The following is an 18,482-nucleotide window of genomic DNA, read 5'->3' as shown; positions in this document are numbered from 1 at the left end:
GGTGCTCACGCCCTGTCCGCGACACGTTCGCCGAGCAGCCCTTGTGGCCTGAACAGCAGTACGAGGATGAGGAGGATGAAGGCCCACACGGAGGCCCAGCTCTGGCCGCCGAACTGTTCCATGCCGGGGATGTCGGAGATGTAGGCGGTGGCCATGGCTTCGGCGAGGCCGAGGACGAGGCCGCCGAGCATGGCTCCGTAGATGTTGCCGATCCCGCCCAGCACGGCTGCGGTGAAGGCCTTGAGTCCGGCCTGGAAGCCCATCGAGTAGTCGATGCTGCCGTACTTGACGCCGTACGCGACACCGGCGACGGCGGCGAACAGGCCGCCGATGGCGAAGGCGACGACGATGATGCGGTTGGTGTCGATGCCCATGAGCTGCGCGGTGTCCGGGTCCTGCGCGGTGGCCTGCATGGCACGCCCGGTGCGGGAGGTGCGCATGAAGTAGGCGAGTGCGCCCATGGAGACGACCGCCGCGGCGAGCAGGAAGATGTCGCCGCCCTGGACGTTCACCGAACCGAGGTGGTAGGGCCCGAAGTTGAGCTGGGGGAACGGCCTGGCGCTCTTCGCGTCCGGGTACAGGTTGAAGACGATCTGCTGGAGCGCGAGCGAGAGCCCGATGGCGGTGATGAGTGGCGCGAGGCGTGGCGCGCCGCGTAGTGGTCGGTAGGCGAATCGTTCCGCTCCGATGGCGATGAGCACGGCGACGAGCGCGCCGCCTATCAGCATCAGGGGGAGGGCTATCCACATGGATATGCCGTCCGGCAGGACGAGATAGACCGTGAGGGCTCCGAAGCCGCCGGTCATGAAGATCTCGCCGTGGGCGAAGTTGATGAGCTGGACGATGCCGTACACCATCGTGTAGCCGATGGCGATCAGCCCGTACATCGAGCCGAGGAACAGCCCGTTGGCCAGCTGCTGCGGCAGGGTGTTCACCGCATGGCCTCCATGTGGGTGGTGGGGAGTGTGCGCGGGGTGGTGGGGACGGCCCGCTGTGGCGGCGCTGTCCGTGGTGGTGCGTGGGCTGTTCGCTGCGGGGTGCTCCCGGCGGAGCCCGGCACCATCACATGAGGTGTGGTGCCGGGCTCGGTGTGCGGATTCAGCTCACTGCCGGCTCGGCGCTGTCGGCTCAGCCGGCGTCGTAGGTGCCGCTGTTGACGGCCTTCCAGGCCTTGTTGGTGACCTGGTAGACGGTGAGCTGCTTGTTGGTGGTGTCGCCGTACTGGTCGAACGAGACGGGTCCCGCGATGCCCGAGAAGTTGGACTTCTGGACCTCGGCGACGACCTGCTCACGCGCGTCGTCCGGGATCTTCCCGTCCTTCACGACGTTGCCGACGGCCTTGATGATGGCGGTCGCGGCGTCGTAGGAGTAACCGCCGTAGGTGCCGTAGTCACCGGGGTACTTCTTCGCCTTGTACTCGGCGATGAAGGCCTTGGCGGCGGGCAGGGTGTCCAGCGGGACACCGACGGAGGTGGCGAGGTCGCCCTCGGCGGCGGCGCCCGCCGTCTTGATGTACGTGTCGGAGAACATGCCGTCGCCGCCGAACAGCGGGATCTTGGCCCCGGCGTCCTTGAGCTGCTTGGTCAGGATCTGCGACTCGTCGTACTGGCCGCCGTAGTAGACCAGGTCGGCCTTGGAGTTCTTGATCTTGGTGACGAGGGTGGAGAAGTCCTTGTCACCGGTGTTGACGTGGTCCTGTCCTGCGACCTTGCCGCCTTCCTTGACGAAGCCCTCCTTGAAGAGCTTCGCGAGGCCGGCGCCGTACGTCTGCTGGTCGTCGACGACGTAGACGCTCTTCTTCTTGAGCTCCTTGAACGCGTACTGGGCGGCGAAGCCACCCTGCAGGGCGTCGGTCGTGGCGGTGCGGAAGTACGTCTTGTAGTCGCGCTTCTTCGTGCCGGTCTGCCAGTCCTTGCCCTGCGTCAGCTCGGGCGCCGTGTTGGCGGGGGAGATCTCGACGAGGTTGGCGTTCGCGAAGGTCTTCTGCATCGAGGTGGCCACACCGGAGTTCAGCGGGCCGACGACGCCGAGGACTTCCTTCTCGGCCACCAGGGCGCTGGCGTTCTGCTGGCCGGAGGCCGGGAGCGCCTTGTCGTCGAGGGCCTTGATCTTGAAGGTGACGCCCGGGACGGTCTTGTTCTTGTTGGCGTCGTCGGCGGCTATCTGGGCGCCGTACTGCAGGCCGAGGCCGGTGGCGGAGTTCTGTCCTGTGAGCGGCGCGTCGACGCCGATGACCACGGTGACGGACTTGCCGCTGTCGCCGCCGCCGGAGTCGCTGTCGTCGTCGCGCGATCCGCAGGCCGTGAGTGTGAGTGCTCCGGTGGTGAGCACGGTGGTGAGTATGAGCAACGAACGCTGTCGCACGATGAATCCTCTCCCTGGCGCGGCGGCCTCTGCTGAGGTGCCGTGTGTCTCGCCGGGCCGTACTGGCGGTGCTGGGCCGTGCTGTGGACGCGCCCGGCGGCGCGGTGACTGGGCGTGACTCTAAGCGAGGCGGGGGAGTGGGGAACCGATGAAGGTCAGGATGTGACTGTCTTGTTATGCCCCGACGGCAAGGAGGCGGGCGCCATGGGGGCAGACCGGGAGTTTCCGAACAGCCCGTTTGTGTTCACATGCTGAGAACCCGCAGTTCCGCTAAGGGGCTTGACGCGATCATGGTACTGACGGCCGGCAGATGGCCCGGATGGCGGCCGAGACGTCGGCGGCGTAGGTGCGGCTGAGCACGAAGGTCTGTTTCTGTATTGCACGCTTGTTACGGAGTGTTACATCCAGGAAAGGCAGTTCGAATCCGGCCGGTGTGCCCGCGCAGTCGTCGACCTTGATCCGCAAGGTGATCCGGCGGCTGTGGTGTTCGGTCAGCGTGAACGGCGTTTCGGGCAGCGTGGTGGTCGTCAGCGCGGTGAAGGGCTGCTGCATCTCCTCGACGGTGAGCGGCGGTCCGGCCGCCGCGCTGACGGTGACGCGCAGCCGGAACGTGCGGCTGCCCGGGTCGGGCGCGCCGACGGGTCCCGCGTAGCTGATCCGGGTGGCGTCCCCGGGCAGCGGCGCTGGTGTGACGGCTGACCGGGGCTGCCGGGTCAGCGTGTTGGCGACGGCGAGTACGACGACGAGCGCGCAGCCGGTGACCAGCAGGACCCGGCGCCACCGGGTCGCGGGCGGCAGCGGCGGTTCGGCGTCGAGGATGTCACCGGCCTGCGGCCGGACGGGGAGCGGGAGTTGCGCGTCGGACGCCGATTCGACGGGGCCGATCGCGTTCATCGGGCAGGCCCCGGCCGGTGCGGGCGGCGAACCGGGCGCTGGGCGCCGGTGGCGGGTCGGTCCGAGGCGTGCGGCGTGGTCCCCATGAGGGAAAGCTAGGTCGTCACCTTCGGTGACACAACCGGTCGCGCCGGGACGGTTATTGCCGCCCCGGCGCGGCGGGGGCGGCCCGGCCTGTCGTTCGGGTCGGGCCCCGGCCCCGCGTCAGCTCCGCGGGCCCGCGTCGCGCAGCAGGCAGGTGAGGCGCGCGGTGCACACCCGCTTGTCGTGTTCGTCGGTGATGACGATCTCGTAGGTCGCGGTCGTGCGGCCGAGGTGTACGGGGGTGGCGACGCCGGTGACGGTGCCGCCGCGTACGCCGCGGTGGTGCGTGCAGTTGAGGTCGACGCCGACGGCGACCTTGCCGCTGCGCCCGTGCAGCATCGCCCCGACGGAGCCGAGGGTTTCGGCGAGCACGGCGGACGCGCCGCCGTGCAGCAGCCCGTACGGCTGGGTGTTGCCCTCCACGGGCATCGTGCCGACGACGCGCTCGGCGGTGGCTTCGACGATCTCGACGCCCATGCGCTCGCCGAGGTGCCCGGCGGAGAACAGCGCGGGCAGGTCGGTGCCGAGCGCCGCGTACTCGTCGATGATGTCCTGGGGCAGTTTGATGGCGGACTGGTCACCCATGGGGCTCGGCTCCGATCGTCGGTGAGGCGTGTGCGGGTCTCACTTAACCAGATCGCTGAGCGGACGCTTAGGGCCTGTCCCGCCGACCGGCCCGCTCGCCGTCACCGGACTGCTCGAAGCGCACGACGACGGACTTGCTGACGGGTGTGTTGCTGGTGTCGGCGGTCGAGCCGAGCGGGACCAGTACGTTCGTCTCGGGGTAGTACGCGGCGGCGCAGCCGCGTGCGGTGGGGTAGTGGACGACGCGGAAGCCGGCGGCGCGGCGCTCGACGCCGTCCCGCCACTCGCTGACGAGATCGGTGTACGCGCCGTCGGCGAGGCCGAGTTCGGCCGCGTCGTCGGGGTTGACGAGGACGACGCGGCGGCCGCCCTTGATGCCGCGGTAGCGGTCGTCGAGGCCGTAGATCGTGGTGTTGTACTGGTCGTGGGAGCGGATGGTCTGCAACAGCAGCCGCCCCTGCGGCAGTTCGGGGTGCTCCACCGGCGCTGCGGTGAAGTTGGCCTTGCCGGTCGCGGTCGGGAAGCGGCGTTCGTCGCGCGGGGCGTGCGGCAGTTGGAAGCCGCCGGGGTGCGCGACGCGCGCGTTGAAGTCCTCGAAGCCGGGGACGACGCGGGCGATGCGGTCGCGGATCGCCGCGTAGTCCTTCTCGAAGTCCTCCCAGGGAGTGGTGGAGGCGGGGCCGAGCACGGCGCGGGCCATCCTGGCGACGATGGCGGGTTCGGAGAGCAAGTGCGGGCTCGCAGGCGGGAGGTTGCCGCGTGAGGCGTGCACCATGCCCATGGAGTCCTCGACGGTGACGACCTGCCGGCCGGCCGCCTGGACGTCCTTGTCGGTGCGGCCGAGGGTGGGCAGGATCAGGGCGCGCCGCCCGGTGACCGCGTGCGAGCGGTTGAGCTTGGTGGAGACGTGCACGGTCAGCCGCGCGGTGCGCATCGCCGCTTCGGTGACGTCGGTGTCGGGCGTCGCGGCGACGAAGTTGCCGCCCATCGCGAAGAAGACCTTGGCCTTGCCGTCGCGCAGCGCCTCGATGGAGCGGACGACGTCGTAGCCGTGGTGCCGGGGCGAGGTGATGTGGAACTCCCGGTCGAGGGCGTCGAGGAAGGCCGGCGCCGGCCGCTCGAAGATGCCCATCGTGCGGTCGCCCTGCACGTTGGAGTGGCCGCGCACCGGGCACACACCGGCGCCGGGGCGGCCGATGTTGCCGCGCAGCAGCAGGAAGTTGACGACTTCGCGGATGGTCGGCACGGCGTGCTTGTGCTGGGTGAGACCCATCGCCCAGCAGACGATGGTGCGCTTCGAGGCGAGGACCATGGCGAGGGCACGTTCGATGTCCGCGCGGTCGAGTCCGGTCGCCGTGAGGGTGTCGGCCCAGTCGGCCTCTTCGGCGGCCGCGGCGAACTCCGCGTACCCGTGGGTGTGTTCGGCGACGAAGGCGGTGTCGACGGCGCCGGGAGTGCCGATGATCAGCTTGTTGAGCAGCCGGAAGAGCGCCTGGTCGCCGCCGATCCTGATCTGCAGGAACAGGTCGTTGAGCGCGGCGCCCTTGAGCATGCCCTGCGGGGTCTGCGGGTTCTTGAACCGTTCGAGCCCCGCCTCGGGCAGCGGGTTGACCGAGATGATCTTGGCGCCCGCCGCCTTGGCCTTCTCCAGCGCCGACAGCATCCGGGGGTGGTTGGTGCCCGGGTTCTGGCCGGCGACGATGATCAGGTCGGCCTGGTGGATGTCGTCGAGGGAGACGCTGCCCTTGCCGACGCCGATCGTCTCGGAGAGCGCGGAGCCGGACGACTCGTGGCACATGTTGGAGCAGTCCGGCAGGTTGTTCGTGCCGAACTCGCGGGCGAAGAGCTGGAGCAGGAAGGCCGCCTCGTTGCTGGTGCGGCCCGAGGTGTAGAAGACCGCCTCGTCGGGCGATTCGAGCGCGGCCAGCTCCTCGGCGATGATCGCGAAGGCGCGCTCCCAGCTCACCGGTGCGTAGCGGTCGTCGCCGTCCGGGGCGGCGCCGCGCTCCAGCAGGACGGGCTCGGTGATACGGCCCTGCTGCCCGAGCCAGTAACCGCTGCGGGTGAACAGGTCGGCCAGCGGATGGGCGGCGAAGAAGTCGGGGGTGACCCGGCGCAGCGTCGCCTCCTCGGCGACGGCCTTCGCGCCGTTCTCGCAGAACTCCGCGATGTGCCGGTGGTCGCCCTCGGGCCAGGCGCAGCCGGGGCAGTCGAAGCCGTCCTTCTGGTTGACCTTGAGGAGCGTGCGCGCCGCGCGCCGGACCCCCATCTGCCGCTGGGCCATCCGCAGGCTGTGCGCGACGGCGGGGAGGCCGGCCGCCGCGTGCGGGGGCGGCGAGACCTGCGGGTCGTCCTGGACGGGATCGTCCGCGGGCGGTTTGGTGGCCATCACGCTCTCCTCGTTGGTCGACCGCGTACGGTATCCAATCCTGTCACGGCGGTCCCGGGACCCGTCGGCGGGACAGGCCGGTCGGGATTGTCAGTGGGGCGTGGCAGGATCGGGTGCGTGGCTGAGACAGCATCGAAGAAGACCGCAGACATCCGTCCTCGCCTGCTCCTCATGGACGGGCACTCCCTGGCGTACCGGGCGTTCTTCGCGCTGCCCGCGGAGAACTTCACCACCGCGACCGGCCAGCCGACCAACGCCATCTACGGCTTCGCGTCCATGCTGGCGAACACGCTGCGCGACGAGGCGCCCACGCATTTCGCCGTGGCCTTCGACGTGTCCCGCAAGACCTGGCGCTCCGAGGAGTTCCCCGAGTACAAGGCCAACCGCTCCACGACTCCCGACGAGTTTAAAGGACAGGTCGAGCTGATCGGGGAGCTGCTCGACGCCATGGGCGCCGTCCGGTTCGCCGTCGACGGCTTCGAGGCCGACGACATCATCGCCACCCTCGTCACCCAGGCCGAGGCCGCCGGGTTCGACGTGCTGATCGTCTCCGGCGACCGGGACTCCTTCCAGCTCGTGAGCGAGCACACCACGGTGCTCTACCCCACCAAGGGCGTCTCCGAGCTGACCCGCTTCACCCCGGAGAAGGTCCAGGAGAAGTACGGGCTGACGCCCGCGCAGTATCCGGACTTCGCCGCCCTGCGCGGCGACCCGTCCGACAACCTCCCGGGCATCCCCGGCGTCGGTGAGAAGACGGCCGCCAAGTGGATCAACCAGTTCGGCTCCTTCGACGAGCTGATCGCCCGCGCCGACGAGGTCAAGGGCAAGGCCGGGCAGAACTTCCGCGACCATCTGGAGTCGGTCAAGCTCAACCGCCGGCTCACCGAGATGGTGCGCGACGTGCCGCTGCCCAAGACCGCCCTGGAGCTGGCGCGCGCCCCCTACGACCGCACGGCGGTCGCCGGGGTGCTGGAGGTCCTGGAGATCCGCAACCCCAGCCTGCGTGAGCGGCTGCTCGCGGTCGACCCCGGCGCCGTCGAGGACACCCCCCCGCCGCCCGAGGCCGGTGTCGAGCTGGACGGGGCCGTCCTCGCCACCGGCGAACTCGCCCCCTGGCTCGCCGAGCACGGCGCACAGCCTCTCGGTCTCGCCACCGTCGACACCTGGGCGCTCGGTACCGGCAGCATCAGCGAGATCGCGCTCGCCGCCGCGGGCGGGGCCGCCGCCTGGTTCGACACCACGCAGTTGGACGAGGCCGACGAGCAGGCGTTCGCCGGCTGGCTCGCCGACGCGGAGCGCCCCAAGGTCATGCACAACGCGAAGGCCGTCATGCGGGTCGCCCCCGAGCACGGCTGGCTGATCGGCGGCGTCACGATGGACACCGCCCTCGCCGCCTACCTCGTCAAGCCCGGCCGCCGCTCCTTCGCGCTGGACGCCCTCGCCGTCGAATACCTCGGCCGGGAACTCGCCCCCGCAGCCGCCGCCGACGGACAGCTCGCCTTCGGCACGGACGAACAGGCCGAGGCGCAGTCCCTCATGACCCAGGCCCGCGCCGTCCTCGACCTGGGCGACGCCTTCACCGGGCGGCTCGCCGAGGTCGGCGCCGCCCGGTTGCTCGACGACATCGAGCTGCCCACCTCCATCATGCTGGCCCGCCTGGAGCGGCACGGCATCGCCGCCGACCGCGCGCATCTCGAAGCCATGGAGCAGCAGTTCGCGGGCGCCGTGCAGCAGGCGGTCAAGGAGGCGCACGCCGCGGTAGGCCGCGAGTTCAACCTCGGCTCGCCCAAGCAGCTCCAGGAAGTCCTCTTCGCCGAGCTGGGCCTGCCCAAGACGAAGAAGACCAAGACCGGTTACACGACGGACGCCGACGCGCTGGCCTGGCTCGCCGCGCAGACCGAGCACGAGCTGCCCGTCATCATGCTGCGCCACCGCGAGCAGGCGAAGCTGCGCGTCACCGTCGAGGGGCTGATCAAGTCGATCGGCGCCGACGGCCGGATCCACACCACCTTCAGCCAGACCGTGGCCGCCACCGGACGCCTCTCGTCCACCGACCCCAATCTGCAGAACGTGCCGGTGCGCACCGACGAGGGCCGGGCCATCCGGCGCGGCTTCGTCGTGGGCGAGGGCTACGAATCGCTGATGACGGCCGACTACAGCCAGATCGAGCTGCGCGTGATGGCGCATCTCTCCGAGGACGCCGGGCTGATCGAGGCGTTCACCTCGGGCGAGGACCTGCACACCACCGTCGCCTCCCAGGTGTTCGGCGTCGAGCGGGCCGCCGTCGACCCCGAGATGCGCCGCAAGATCAAGGCGATGTCGTACGGCCTCGCCTACGGCCTGTCCGCCTTCGGCCTCTCCCAGCAGCTCAACATCGAGGCCGCCGAGGCACGCGGGCTGATGGAGACCTTCTTCGAACGGTTCGGCGGGGTGCGCGACTACCTCCAGCGCGCCGTCGTCGAGGCCAGGGCCACCGGCTACACGGAGACGATGCTCGGCCGCCGCCGCTACCTGCCCGACCTCAACAGCGACAACCGGCAGCGCCGCGAGGCCGCCGAGCGGATGGCGCTCAACGCCCCCATCCAGGGCACCGCCGCCGACATCGTCAAGGTCGCGATGCTCCATGTCGACAGCGCGCTGCGGCAGTCCGGGCTCACCTCCCGGATGCTCCTCCAGGTCCACGACGAAATCGTGCTGGAGATCGCCCCCGGCGAGCGGGCCGCCGTGGAGGAGCTGCTGCGCCGCGAGATGCTGGCCGCCGTCGAACTGCGCGCGCCGCTGGACGTCTCGGTGGGCGTCGGCGCCGACTGGGAGTCGGCGGCGCACTGACGGCGGACTCCGGGCCCCGGCCACCTGCGGCCCAACCGCAGGTGGCGAACTGGTGAAAACCGGTCACGGACCGATGTGCTGGGGCGGGGAGTTGACGTAGGGTCGCCTGAGTCCACGCGCTGGGGAGCGCGAACGTCCGCTTAACGGGAGGGCCAGACGTATGGCAGCGCTATTCGGCCGCCGACTGCGCAGAGGGGCGACCAGCACGGCCGTGGCCGCGGCCGCGATCGCGGCTCTGGCCGCATCACAAGCCCCCGGCGCGACCCCCGCCCCCAGACCCGACGGCGGGGCGACGGCCGATGTGACTCCACCCGCCGCGGACTCGGTCACCGGCGGCTCCCAGTACTACACGGAGCTGCCCCCGCTGAACACGCCCAACAAGCCGGGCAGTTCGATAGGCAAGCCGGACGTCGAAGGACCGGCGGAAGCGGGCATCCCCGCTTCGGTCCTCGCCGCGTACCGGCAGGCGGAGGCGACCCTCAAGGAGAGCAAGCCGCAGTGCCGGCTCCCCTGGCAGCTCCTCGCCGCCATAGGCAAGGTCGAGTCGGGGCAGGCACGCGGCGGCCAGGTCGACGCGCAGGGCACCACCAACGCGCCGATCCTCGGCCCGGTGCTCAACGGCGCGGGCTTCGCCAACATCCCGGACACCGACGGCGGACAGTACGACGGCGACAGCGTCCATGACCGCGCCGTAGGCCCGATGCAGTTCATCCCCTCCACCTGGGCCACCTGGGGCCGCGACGCCAACGGCGACGGCACCAAGGACCCCAACAACGTGTACGACGCGGCGCTCTCCGCGGGCCTCTACCTCTGTGCGGGCGACCGCGACCTGTCCATCGACAGCGAGCGCGACGCGGCGGTCCTCAGCTACAACCACTCGCAGGAGTACCTGAACACGGTCCTGTCGTGGCTGGAGTTCTACCGCAACGGCATCCACGAGGTCCCGGACGGCAGCGGCGTGCTGCCCTCCGGCAGCGGACCGCTCAACCCCGAGCCTTCGCCCACGCCCAGCGCGCCGCCCAGCAGCAGCCCCAACCCCGGCGGATCGCACTCCCCGGCCAAGCCGGACAAGGGCGGCAGCAAGCCCACGCACCCCGGCGGTTCGGGCTCCCCGAGCACCCCGCCGACCACGCCGCCCGGCGAAGGACCCACCACCCCGCCCGGCGAAGGCCCGACCACGCCCCCGGCGCAGCCGGTGGTCGGCCACCTCGAAAAGACAGCGGGTGACGGCCTGTCGGCCGTCGCCGGAGACCTCTTCGCCGGCCGGGCCACGGTCAAGGCGGAAACCGAAGCGGGCAAGCCCGTCGCGGGCACGGCGGTGCAGTTCGAGATCGTCGGCGACACCGACGCGCACTTCGACGGCAGCCCGGCCAAGATCGTCGTCACCACCGGCACGGACGGCACGGCCACCGCGCCGGCCGTGCGCGCGGGCGAGAAGGCCGGCAGCTTCACCGTCAAGGCCAGCGTGAAGACCGGCGGAGTCGCCGCCGTCGAGTACGCGGCGACGGTCACCGCCCGCCAGGCCGACACCGTCGTCAGGACCGACGAAGCGGCCCTGACCGCCGCGCCCGGCGCGGAGTTCGCCAACCCCGTCACGGTCCAGGCCACCCGCAAGGGCGCGGCCGTCGCCGGCACGGACGTCAAGGTCTCGATGGTGACCGCCGACTCGGGGCCGTCCTTCAAGGACGAGGCCGGCAAGCCGGTCCGCACCCTGGAAGGCCTCAAGACCGACGCCGACGGCAAGCTCCAGCTCCCCAAGATCTACGCGGACGCCGCCACCGGCACCTTCGACCTCCGCATCGAAGCGGCGGGCGGCGCGGTCCTGACCGTCCACCTCACGGTCGAAGCACCCAAGTAGCACCACCCGCGCACCGCCCCCGGCCGAAACAACTTCGCCCGGGGGCGGCGCCGCGCTCGGCCCCGGCGGCGATGCCGACGGCACCGGCCGCGCGGGGCACCGCCCCGGACCAGAGCTGAACCGGCCGGGGGGCGGTGCGGCGGTTGACAGGTGCGCCGCCCGTTCGGCTTGTAGCCGTGACGGCCGGGCGGCGCCGCCGCGACGGCCCCGACGTGCGCGACACGCGAACCGCCCGCGGCCGGCACCTAATCCGCCGGAGGCGGTGCTGCCGGCACGGCCACGCCCGGCGGCGGCCGAGGCAGCGGGCCGGCTCGGCCACGGACGGGGCGGCCGCGCGGCTCCGCAGCCCGGTCGTCGTCGCCCGCAGCCCTTACTGCCGGCGGTTGTTGAGGCGGCGGGTCGGTTCCGCCGTTGACGGGTCCTCCGGCCAGGGGTGGCGTGGGTAGCGGCCCCGCAGTTCCGCCCGTACCGCCCGGTAGCCCTCCTGCCAGAACGACGCCAGGTCCGCCGTCACCGCCGCCGGGCGGCCCGCCGGGGAGAGCAGGTGGACCAGCACCGGCACCCCCGCGAGCAGCGGGGTGTCCCGCCAGCCGAACAACTCCTGGAGTTTCACCGCCAGTACGGGCTGCTCGCCGCCGTACTCCACCCGCACCCGCGAGCCGCTCGGCACCTCGATGCGCTCAGGGGCCAGCTCGTCGAGCCGGGACGCCTCGCCCGTCGACCACGGGAGCAGCCGCCGCAGCGCCTGCCCCGCTTCGATCCCGCCCAGATCCGCGCGGCGCCGCGCCCGGGACAGTTCGGGCTCCAGCCACTCGGCCGCCCGCTCCAGCAGCGCCTCGTCCGACATGTCCGGCCAGTTGCCGCCGAGCGCGCGGTGCAGGAAGCCCAGCCGCTCCCGCAGGCCACGGGAGTCCCGGGTCCAGCGCAGCAGACCGAGCCCGTCCCGCCGCAGCCCGTCCAGCAGCGCGCCGCGCACCAGTTCAGGGGCGGGCTTCTTCAGCGGGCGTACGGACAGTTCGACGGCGCCCAGCCGCTCCACCCGCCGGGCGACCACGTCGCCGTCCTCCCAGCGCACCTCCTCGCCCGCCGTACGCAGCGCGCCCGCCGCCGCGAGCGCCGTGGCCTCGTCGATGACGGCGGCCAGCCGGATCCGCGCGGCGGCGGCCGTCGCCGGACGGTCGGCCACCGCGACCGCCAGCCACGGCGCGCCCCGCAGCCGCGACCCCTCGCCGACCTCACCGCCGGTGCCGGACACCATCAGATAGGTGCCCTCCGCCCGCGCCCGCGCCACCCGTTCGGGGAACGCCAGCGCCACCACAAGACCCGCCGCAGCGTCGTCCGTCACCGGACCACCGCCCGCCGGGCCGGCCCTGCCCGCCGCCGAGGCCAGCCGCCGCGCCTCCTGGCGCCAGCGCGCGCCGTACGCGTCGCCGCCCGCCCGTGCCTGCCGCCAGGCCGCCGCCAGATCGTCCCCGTACCCGCGCGGCGGCTCCTCGCTGAGCAGCGCCACCACCTCGGCGGCCCGCCGGCCGCCGACCTCGCGCGCCCCGTCGACCAGGGCGCGCGCCAGCCGGGGGTGCACCCCGAGCCCGGCCATCCGTACGCCGCGCTCCGTCGCCCGGCCCGCCGCGTCCACCGCGCCGGTCGTGGCCAGTACGGAGCGGGCAGCCGCCAGCGCCCCCGCGGGCGGCGCGTCGAGCAGGGCAAGACCCGAGGCGTCCGGATCGCCCCAGCACGCCGCCTGCAACGCGAAGGCCGCCAGATCGGCGACCTTGATCTCGGGGGACGGGAAGCGGACGAGCCGGCTGTCCTCCGCCTCCGTCCAGCACCGGTAGACACTGCCCGGCGCCTCACGCCCCGCCCGGCCCGCCCGCTGCCGGGCGCCCGCCTGCGAGACCCGTACCGTCGCCAGCGCGCTCAGCCCGCGCGCGTGGTCCGTACGCGGCTCGCGCGCCAGGCCCGCGTCCACGACGACCCGTACCCCGGGCACCGTCAGGCTCGACTCGGCGACCGCCGTGGCCAGCACGACCCTGCGCCGGTCCGACGACCCGGCGAGCACCGCGTCCTGCACGGCCGCCGGCGCCCGCCCGTGCACCTGGAGCACCTCGGCGTCGAGCCCGGCCAACTGGCCCGCCACCCGGCCGATCTCACCGACCCCCGGCAGGAAACAGAGCACGTCACCGGTCCGTTCGGCCAGTGCCCTGCGCACCACCGACGCCACATGCGTCAGCAGCGCCGGGTCCACCCGCATCCCGTGCGGCGGCCGTACGGGCGCGGCCGGCGGCGCCCACACCACCTCGACCGGGTACGACACGCCCCGCGCCTCGACCACCGGCGCGTCCCCCAGCAGCCGGGCCCAGCCCGCGGCGTCGGTCGTCGCCGACGCCGCCACCAGCCGCAGCTCGGGCCGCAGCACGGCGCGTACGTCCAGCAGGAAGGCGGCGACGGTGTCCGCGTCCAGATGCCGCTCGTGGCACTCGTCGATGATCACCACATCGACCCCGGCCAGCTCCTGGTCGCGCTGGAGCCGCTGCAGCAGCACCCCCGTCGTGACGACCTCGACCACCGTCCGCGGCCCCACCACCCGCTCGCCGCGCACGGTGAAACCGACCCGGTCGCCCGCCTGTTCGCCGAGCAGCCAGGCCATCCGCCGGGCGGCGGCCCGCGCCGCGATCCGCCGGGGCTCGGCGACGACGACGCGCCGTACCGGCCCTTCACCCGCGCGCAGCTCCCCGGTCAGCAGCCCCGCGAGCACCAGCGGCACCAGCGTCGTCTTGCCCGTGCCCGGCGGTGCGCACAGCACGGCGCAGCCGGGACCCGCCAGGGCCCGCGCCAGCGCGGGCAGCGCCTTGCGTACCGGCAGCGCGGCCAGCGCCTCGCCGCGGATCACCCTCAGTCCCGTACGCAGACGAAGATCGCGGTGCCCGGCAGCAGCCGTCCGCGCAGCGGCGACCAGCCGCCCCACTCCTGGGTGTTCCACTCCGGCCATTCCGGCTCCACCAGGTCGACCAGCCGGAAGCCGCCCGCCACGACGTCCCGCACCCGGTCGCCGACCGTGCGGTGGTGCTCCACGTACAGCGCGTTGCCTTCCTCGTCCTGCTCCACGTACGGGGTGCGGTCGAAGTAGGGGACGGTCGCCGTCAGCCCCTCGGGCCCCGGCTCGTCGGGGAACGCCCAGCGGACCGGGTGCGTCACCGAGAACACCCAGCGCCCGCCGGGCCGCAGCACGCGGCGCACCTCGCGGAAGACCTTCACCGGGTCGGCCACGAACGGCACCGCGCCGTAGGCGGAGCAGGCGAGGTCGAACGAGCCGTCGGCGAAGGGCAGCGCCCCCGCGTCGGCCTGCACCAGCGGGAACGACACCTCGTCACCGCCGGCGATCCGCAGCGCGTGCTGGAGCTGGCGGTGCGAGAGGTCGAGGGCGACGGGACGCGCGCCCTGCGCCGCGAGCCAGCGCGAGCACTGCGCCGCGCCGGCGCCGATCTCCAGGACGTCCCGGCCGCGCAGCGACTCCACCGGGCCGAGCAGTCCGGCCTCGATCTCGTCGAGTCCTTCGGGGCCCCAGACGAACCGGTCGTCGCCCAGGAAAGTGCCGTGCTCGTTCTGGTACTCGTCCGCGTTGCGGTCCCACCAGCCGCGGTTCGCCCGGGAGCTCTCGCGCTCGCCGCTCGCGCGCCTGGTCGCCTCGGACTCTTCTTCGGGGATCTCTTGGATGATCGTGTCCATCGTCGTAGTGTGCTGGCATCCGGTTCGCGGGTCCGGGCCCGGGGTGCCGACCTTGTGCCGGATATGGGGCGTTCCGCCCCGGGTGGGTGCCTTCGCGCATTGACCGTGCTCGGCTGCCCCCGTATGCTAAAGGTTGCGCTGCGGGCTTGCGCGCCTCAGACGTAGCAGCCGCGCTCGCGTCTGTCGTATGTCCCCTCGGCTGTCGAGGCGCCTTCCCTGGTGTATTGGGGCGGCGCTTCCCATGCTGTCCGGCTTCTGCAGAAGCGATACGGGCTCCCGGCGTAGCAGTACCTACGACTCAATGTCCGTACCGGAGCCCTAACCCACATGACGAGCAGCACCGAGACCACCGCCACCACCCCGCAGGTTGCGGTCAACGACATCGGTAACGAGGAAGCTTTCCTCGCCGCGATCGACGAGACGATCAAGTACTTCAACGACGGCGACATCGTCGACGGCGTCATCGTGAAGGTCGACCGGGACGAGGTCCTGCTCGACATCGGTTACAAGACCGAAGGCGTCATCCCCTCCCGCGAGCTTTCGATCAAGCACGACGTCGACCCCAACGAGGTCGTCGCCGTGGGCGATGAGATCGAGGCCCTGGTTCTCCAGAAGGAGGACAAGGAAGGCCGTCTCATCCTGTCCAAGAAGCGCGCTCAGTACGAGCGCGCCTGGGGCACGATCGAGAAGATCAAGGAAGAGGACGGCATCGTCACCGGTACCGTCATCGAGGTGGTCAAGGGTGGTCTCATCCTCGACATCGGCCTCCGTGGCTTCCTGCCGGCTTCCCTCGTCGAGATGCGCCGTGTCCGCGACCTCCAGCCCTACGTGGGCAAGGAGCTCGAAGCCAAGATCATCGAGCTGGACAAGAACCGCAACAACGTGGTCCTGTCCCGCCGTGCCTGGCTGGAGCAGACGCAGAGCGAGGTCCGCCAGACCTTCCTCACGACCCTGCAGAAGGGCCAGGTCCGCTCCGGCGTCGTCTCCTCGATCGTCAACTTCGGCGCGTTCGTGGACCTCGGCGGTGTCGACGGTCTCGTGCACGTCTCCGAGCTGTCCTGGAAGCACATCGACCACCCCTCCGAGGTTGTCGAGGTCGGCCAGGAAGTCACCGTCGAGGTTCTCGACGTGGACATGGACCGCGAGCGTGTCTCCCTGTCGCTCAAGGCGACGCAGGAAGACCCGTGGCAGCAGTTCGCCCGGACGCACCAGATCGGTCAGGTCGTCCCCGGCAAGGTCACCAAGCTCGTTCCGTTCGGTGCGTTCGTCCGCGTCGACGAGGGCATCGAGGGCCTGGTCCACATCTCCGAGCTGGCCGAGCGCCACGTGGAGATCCCGGAGCAGGTCGTCCAGGTCAACGACGAGATCTTCGTCAAGGTCATCGACATCGACCTGGAGCGCCGCCGCATCAGCCTCTCGCTGAAGCAGGCCAACGAGTCCTTCGGCAGCGACCCGGCCTCGGTCGAGTTCGACCCGACCCTGTACGGCATGGCCGCGTCCTACGACGACCAGGGCAACTACATCTACCCCGAGGGCTTCGACCCGGAGACCAACGACTGGCTCCCCGAGTTCGACGCCCAGCGGGAGGCGTGGGAGGCCCAGTACGCCGAGGCGCAGCAGCGCTTCGAGCAGCACCAGGCCCAGGTCATCAAGTCCCGCGAGGCCGACGAGGCCGCCGCAGCCGAAGGTGCAGCGGCTCCGGCCGCCGGTGGCACCGGTGGCGGCAGCGCCCCGGCGGCGTCCGGTGGCTCGTACTCCTCGGAGTCCGACGACAACTCCGGCGCCCTGGCGTCGGACGAGGCGCTGGCCGCCCTGCGCGAGAAGCTGGCGGGTGGTCAGAGCTGACGCTCTGCCCCTCCCGGCGGGTAGCTCGTAGGTAGCTCCCAGGTTCGGTACGACGTAAGGCCCGCTCCCCCCTGGGGGGCGGGCCTTACGCATGTCCCGCGACCTGCGCGGCGGCGGCCGATCCGTACGTGCGCTCGTCCGGCGCCGACGAGGTGAGCAGAGGGCAACGTGCGGGATACACCAGCATCCGCAGCGCCGTAACAACCGCTTGTCAGGATCCCGGCGACACCTGAAGATCGAAAGGGGTACCGGGACATGAGCCATGCGCCGAACACCGCCACCGGATCGAGCCGCCGCAGCTTCCTGCGCCAGGTGGGCGCCACCGGAGGAGCGGGCGCCATGCTCGCCACCATGGGAGCCCTGGGCCTGGCGCCCACCGCGGAGGCCGCGAGCCGCGAAGCGGCGTTCCGGGCCCCCACCGAGAGCGACTTCCACCTCAAGGGCAAGGGCAGAGGCGCCAAGGTCGTCATCGTCGGAGGCGGCATAGCGGGCCTCACCTCCGCCTACGAACTGGGCAAAGCCGGCTACGACTGTACGGTCCTGGAGGCGCGGGAGCGCACCGGCGGCCGCAACTTCACCGTACGCGGCGGCGATTCGACCCAGGACCTGTACGGGAACCGGCAGACCGCGCGGTTCAGCGAAGGCCAGTACATGAACGCGGGCCCCGCCCGCATCCCGCAGTGGATGATCACCATGGACTACTGCCGCGAACTGGGCGTACCCGTCGAGGTGTTCACCAACAGCAACGCCAGCGCGTACATCTACAACGAGAAGGCCGGCATGACGGAGGCGGTCCGCTACCGCACCGCCAAGGCCGACACGTACGGATACGTCTCCGAACTGCTCGCCAAGGCCACCAACCTCGGCGCGCTCGACGCCGACCTCACCGCCGACGACAAGGCGAAACTGCTGAGCTTCCTGGAGAGCTTCGGGGACATCGGCAAGGAGCTGAAGTACACCGGCAGCGAGCACCGCGGCTTCACCGTCGACCCGGGAGCCGCCGGCACCCCCGGCACCGAACTGGGCTCCGTGCCCACGGCGTCCGAGGTCTTCGCCAGCGGCGTCGGCCGCTACTTCTCCTTCGAATTCGGCTACGACCAGGCCATGCTGATGTTCCAGCCGGTCGGCGGCATGGACCGGATACCCGCCGCGCTCACCAAGGCCGTCGGCAGCCGGAAGATCCACACCGGGGCCGTCGTCCAGCAGATCACCGACAAGGCGCACGGCGTCACCGTCACCTACAAGCAGGACGGCCGCACCCGCGCCATCGACGCCGACTACTGCATCGCGGCCCTGCCGCCGCACATCCTCGCCAAGACCGCGCACAACCTCGGCAGCGCTGTGCAGACCGCGCTGGAGGCGGTCAAGCCCGTCTCCTCCGGCAAGATCGGCCTGGAGTACCGCAACCGCTGGTGGGAGACCGACCACCGGATCTACGGCGGCATCACCGAGACCGACATGGACCTCAGCCACATCTGGTACCCCTCGTACGGGTTCCACGGCAAGCGCGGTCTGATCATCGGGTACTACAACACCGGGACGAACGCCGACAACTACGCGCTGCTGAGCCCCGCCGAGCGGGAGGCGCGCGCCGTCGCCCAGGGCGTGAAGATCCACGGCGAGCAGTACCGCACCGAACTGGCCACCTCCTTCTCCCACCACTGGCGGCAGACCCCGCATCTGGAAGGCGCCTGGCACAGCATGTCCGGCGGCCCCGACGCCGCCGCCTACGCGCCGCTCAACAAGGCCGCCGGACGGGTGTACTTCGCCGGCGACTACCTGTCCTACGCCGACGCCTGGCAGCATGGCGCCTTCAGCTCGGCCCGCAAGGTCGTGACCACGCTGCACGAGCGGGTCCTGGCGTGACGGCTCCACCAGGGACGCGGGCAGGGAATGCCCGCGTCCCGC

Annotated in this window: 11 protein-coding genes; 4 read left to right on the top strand and 7 right to left on the bottom strand. The window is 71.5% G+C overall.

Annotated elements, in window-relative coordinates:
• Positions 1-5 precede the first annotated feature (5 nt).
• The 5 genes from ACZ63I_RS31005 to ACZ63I_RS30985 form a co-directional block, all read right to left on the bottom strand.
• Entirely contained in the window at positions 6-935 is a 930-nt protein-coding gene (locus ACZ63I_RS31005) for a branched-chain amino acid ABC transporter permease (RefSeq protein WP_469342577.1), read from the bottom strand.
• A gap of 193 nt (positions 936-1,128) precedes the next feature.
• Entirely contained in the window at positions 1,129-2,364 is a 1,236-nt protein-coding gene (locus tag ACZ63I_RS31000) for a branched-chain amino acid ABC transporter substrate-binding protein (RefSeq protein ID WP_469342576.1), read from the bottom strand.
• A gap of 288 nt (positions 2,365-2,652) precedes the next feature.
• On the bottom strand, positions 2,653-3,258 hold the full coding sequence (locus ACZ63I_RS30995; RefSeq protein ID WP_469342575.1) for a hypothetical protein: 606 nt from the start codon (positions 3,256-3,258) through the stop codon (positions 2,653-2,655).
• Positions 3,259-3,462: 204 nt separating this feature from the next.
• Positions 3,463-3,927 carry a PaaI family thioesterase gene (locus tag ACZ63I_RS30990; RefSeq protein ID WP_469342574.1) on the bottom strand — a complete coding sequence of 155 codons (465 nt, stop codon included), beginning with the start codon at positions 3,925-3,927 and terminating at the stop codon, positions 3,463-3,465.
• A gap of 67 nt (positions 3,928-3,994) precedes the next feature.
• Positions 3,995-6,316 carry an FdhF/YdeP family oxidoreductase gene (locus ACZ63I_RS30985; RefSeq protein ID WP_469342572.1) on the bottom strand — a complete coding sequence of 774 codons (2,322 nt, stop codon included), beginning with the start codon at positions 6,314-6,316 and terminating at the stop codon, positions 3,995-3,997.
• A 117-nt stretch (positions 6,317-6,433) separates the two neighbouring features.
• Between ACZ63I_RS30985 and polA the strand changes: the two genes are divergently transcribed.
• Together polA and ACZ63I_RS30975 are read left to right on the top strand one after the other, a co-directional pair.
• Positions 6,434-9,145 (top strand): DNA polymerase I, encoded by a 2,712-nt coding sequence (gene polA, locus ACZ63I_RS30980; RefSeq protein ID WP_469342571.1) that lies wholly within the window; start codon positions 6,434-6,436, stop codon positions 9,143-9,145.
• Positions 9,146-9,305: 160 nt separating this feature from the next.
• On the top strand, positions 9,306-11,003 hold the full coding sequence (locus ACZ63I_RS30975) for a lytic transglycosylase domain-containing protein (RefSeq protein WP_469342570.1): 1,698 nt from the start codon (positions 9,306-9,308) through the stop codon (positions 11,001-11,003).
• A 370-nt stretch (positions 11,004-11,373) separates the two neighbouring features.
• Here the strand turns inward: ACZ63I_RS30975 and hrpB are convergent, their stop codons facing one another.
• Together hrpB and ACZ63I_RS30965 are read right to left on the bottom strand one after the other, a co-directional pair.
• Positions 11,374-13,893, bottom strand: a complete 2,520-nt coding sequence (gene hrpB / locus ACZ63I_RS30970) for an ATP-dependent helicase HrpB (RefSeq protein WP_469342569.1) — start codon at positions 13,891-13,893, stop codon at positions 11,374-11,376.
• A 2-nt stretch (positions 13,894-13,895) separates the two neighbouring features.
• A complete protein-coding gene (locus ACZ63I_RS30965; protein WP_469342568.1) occupies positions 13,896-14,729 on the bottom strand; it encodes a class I SAM-dependent methyltransferase in 834 nt (277 codons plus the stop codon).
• A 327-nt stretch (positions 14,730-15,056) separates the two neighbouring features.
• Here ACZ63I_RS30965 and rpsA point away from each other — a divergent pair, with 327 nt between their 5' ends.
• Positions 15,057-16,574, top strand: a complete 1,518-nt coding sequence (gene rpsA / locus ACZ63I_RS30960; RefSeq protein ID WP_041990850.1) for a 30S ribosomal protein S1 — start codon at positions 15,057-15,059, stop codon at positions 16,572-16,574.
• 339 nt (positions 16,575-16,913) lie between these two features.
• The gene (locus ACZ63I_RS30955) at positions 16,914-18,440 is read left to right on the top strand and encodes a flavin monoamine oxidase family protein (RefSeq protein WP_469342637.1); all 1,527 of its coding nucleotides are present in this window, start codon (positions 16,914-16,916) and stop codon (positions 18,438-18,440) included.
• Positions 18,441-18,482: the final 42 nt, after the last annotated feature.

The sequence above is a fragment of the Streptomyces sp. NPDC087906 genome, from assembly GCF_055584925.1.
Note: the sequence above shows the minus strand (reverse complement) of the source record. Positions and strands in the feature narration are given on the sequence as shown.

Bases quoted from the DNA above. Each gene is read 5' to 3' on its own strand.
- ACZ63I_RS30995 (WP_469342575.1), bottom strand. From the start codon at position 3,258: ATGAACGCGATCGGCCCCGTCGAATCGGCGTCCGACGCGCAACTCCCG.
- ACZ63I_RS30990 (WP_469342574.1), bottom strand. From the start codon at position 3,927: ATGGGTGACCAGTCCGCCATCAAACTGCCCCAGGACATCATCGACGAG.
- ACZ63I_RS30985 (WP_469342572.1), bottom strand. From the start codon at position 6,316: ATGGCCACCAAACCGCCCGCGGACGATCCCGTCCAGGACGACCCGCAG.
- ACZ63I_RS30975 (WP_469342570.1), top strand. From the start codon at position 9,306: ATGGCAGCGCTATTCGGCCGCCGACTGCGCAGAGGGGCGACCAGCACG.
- ACZ63I_RS30965 (WP_469342568.1), bottom strand. From the start codon at position 14,729: ATGGACACGATCATCCAAGAGATCCCCGAAGAAGAGTCCGAGGCGACC.
- rpsA (WP_041990850.1), top strand. From the start codon at position 15,057: ATGACGAGCAGCACCGAGACCACCGCCACCACCCCGCAGGTTGCGGTC.
- ACZ63I_RS30955 (WP_469342637.1), top strand. From the start codon at position 16,914: ATGCTCGCCACCATGGGAGCCCTGGGCCTGGCGCCCACCGCGGAGGCC.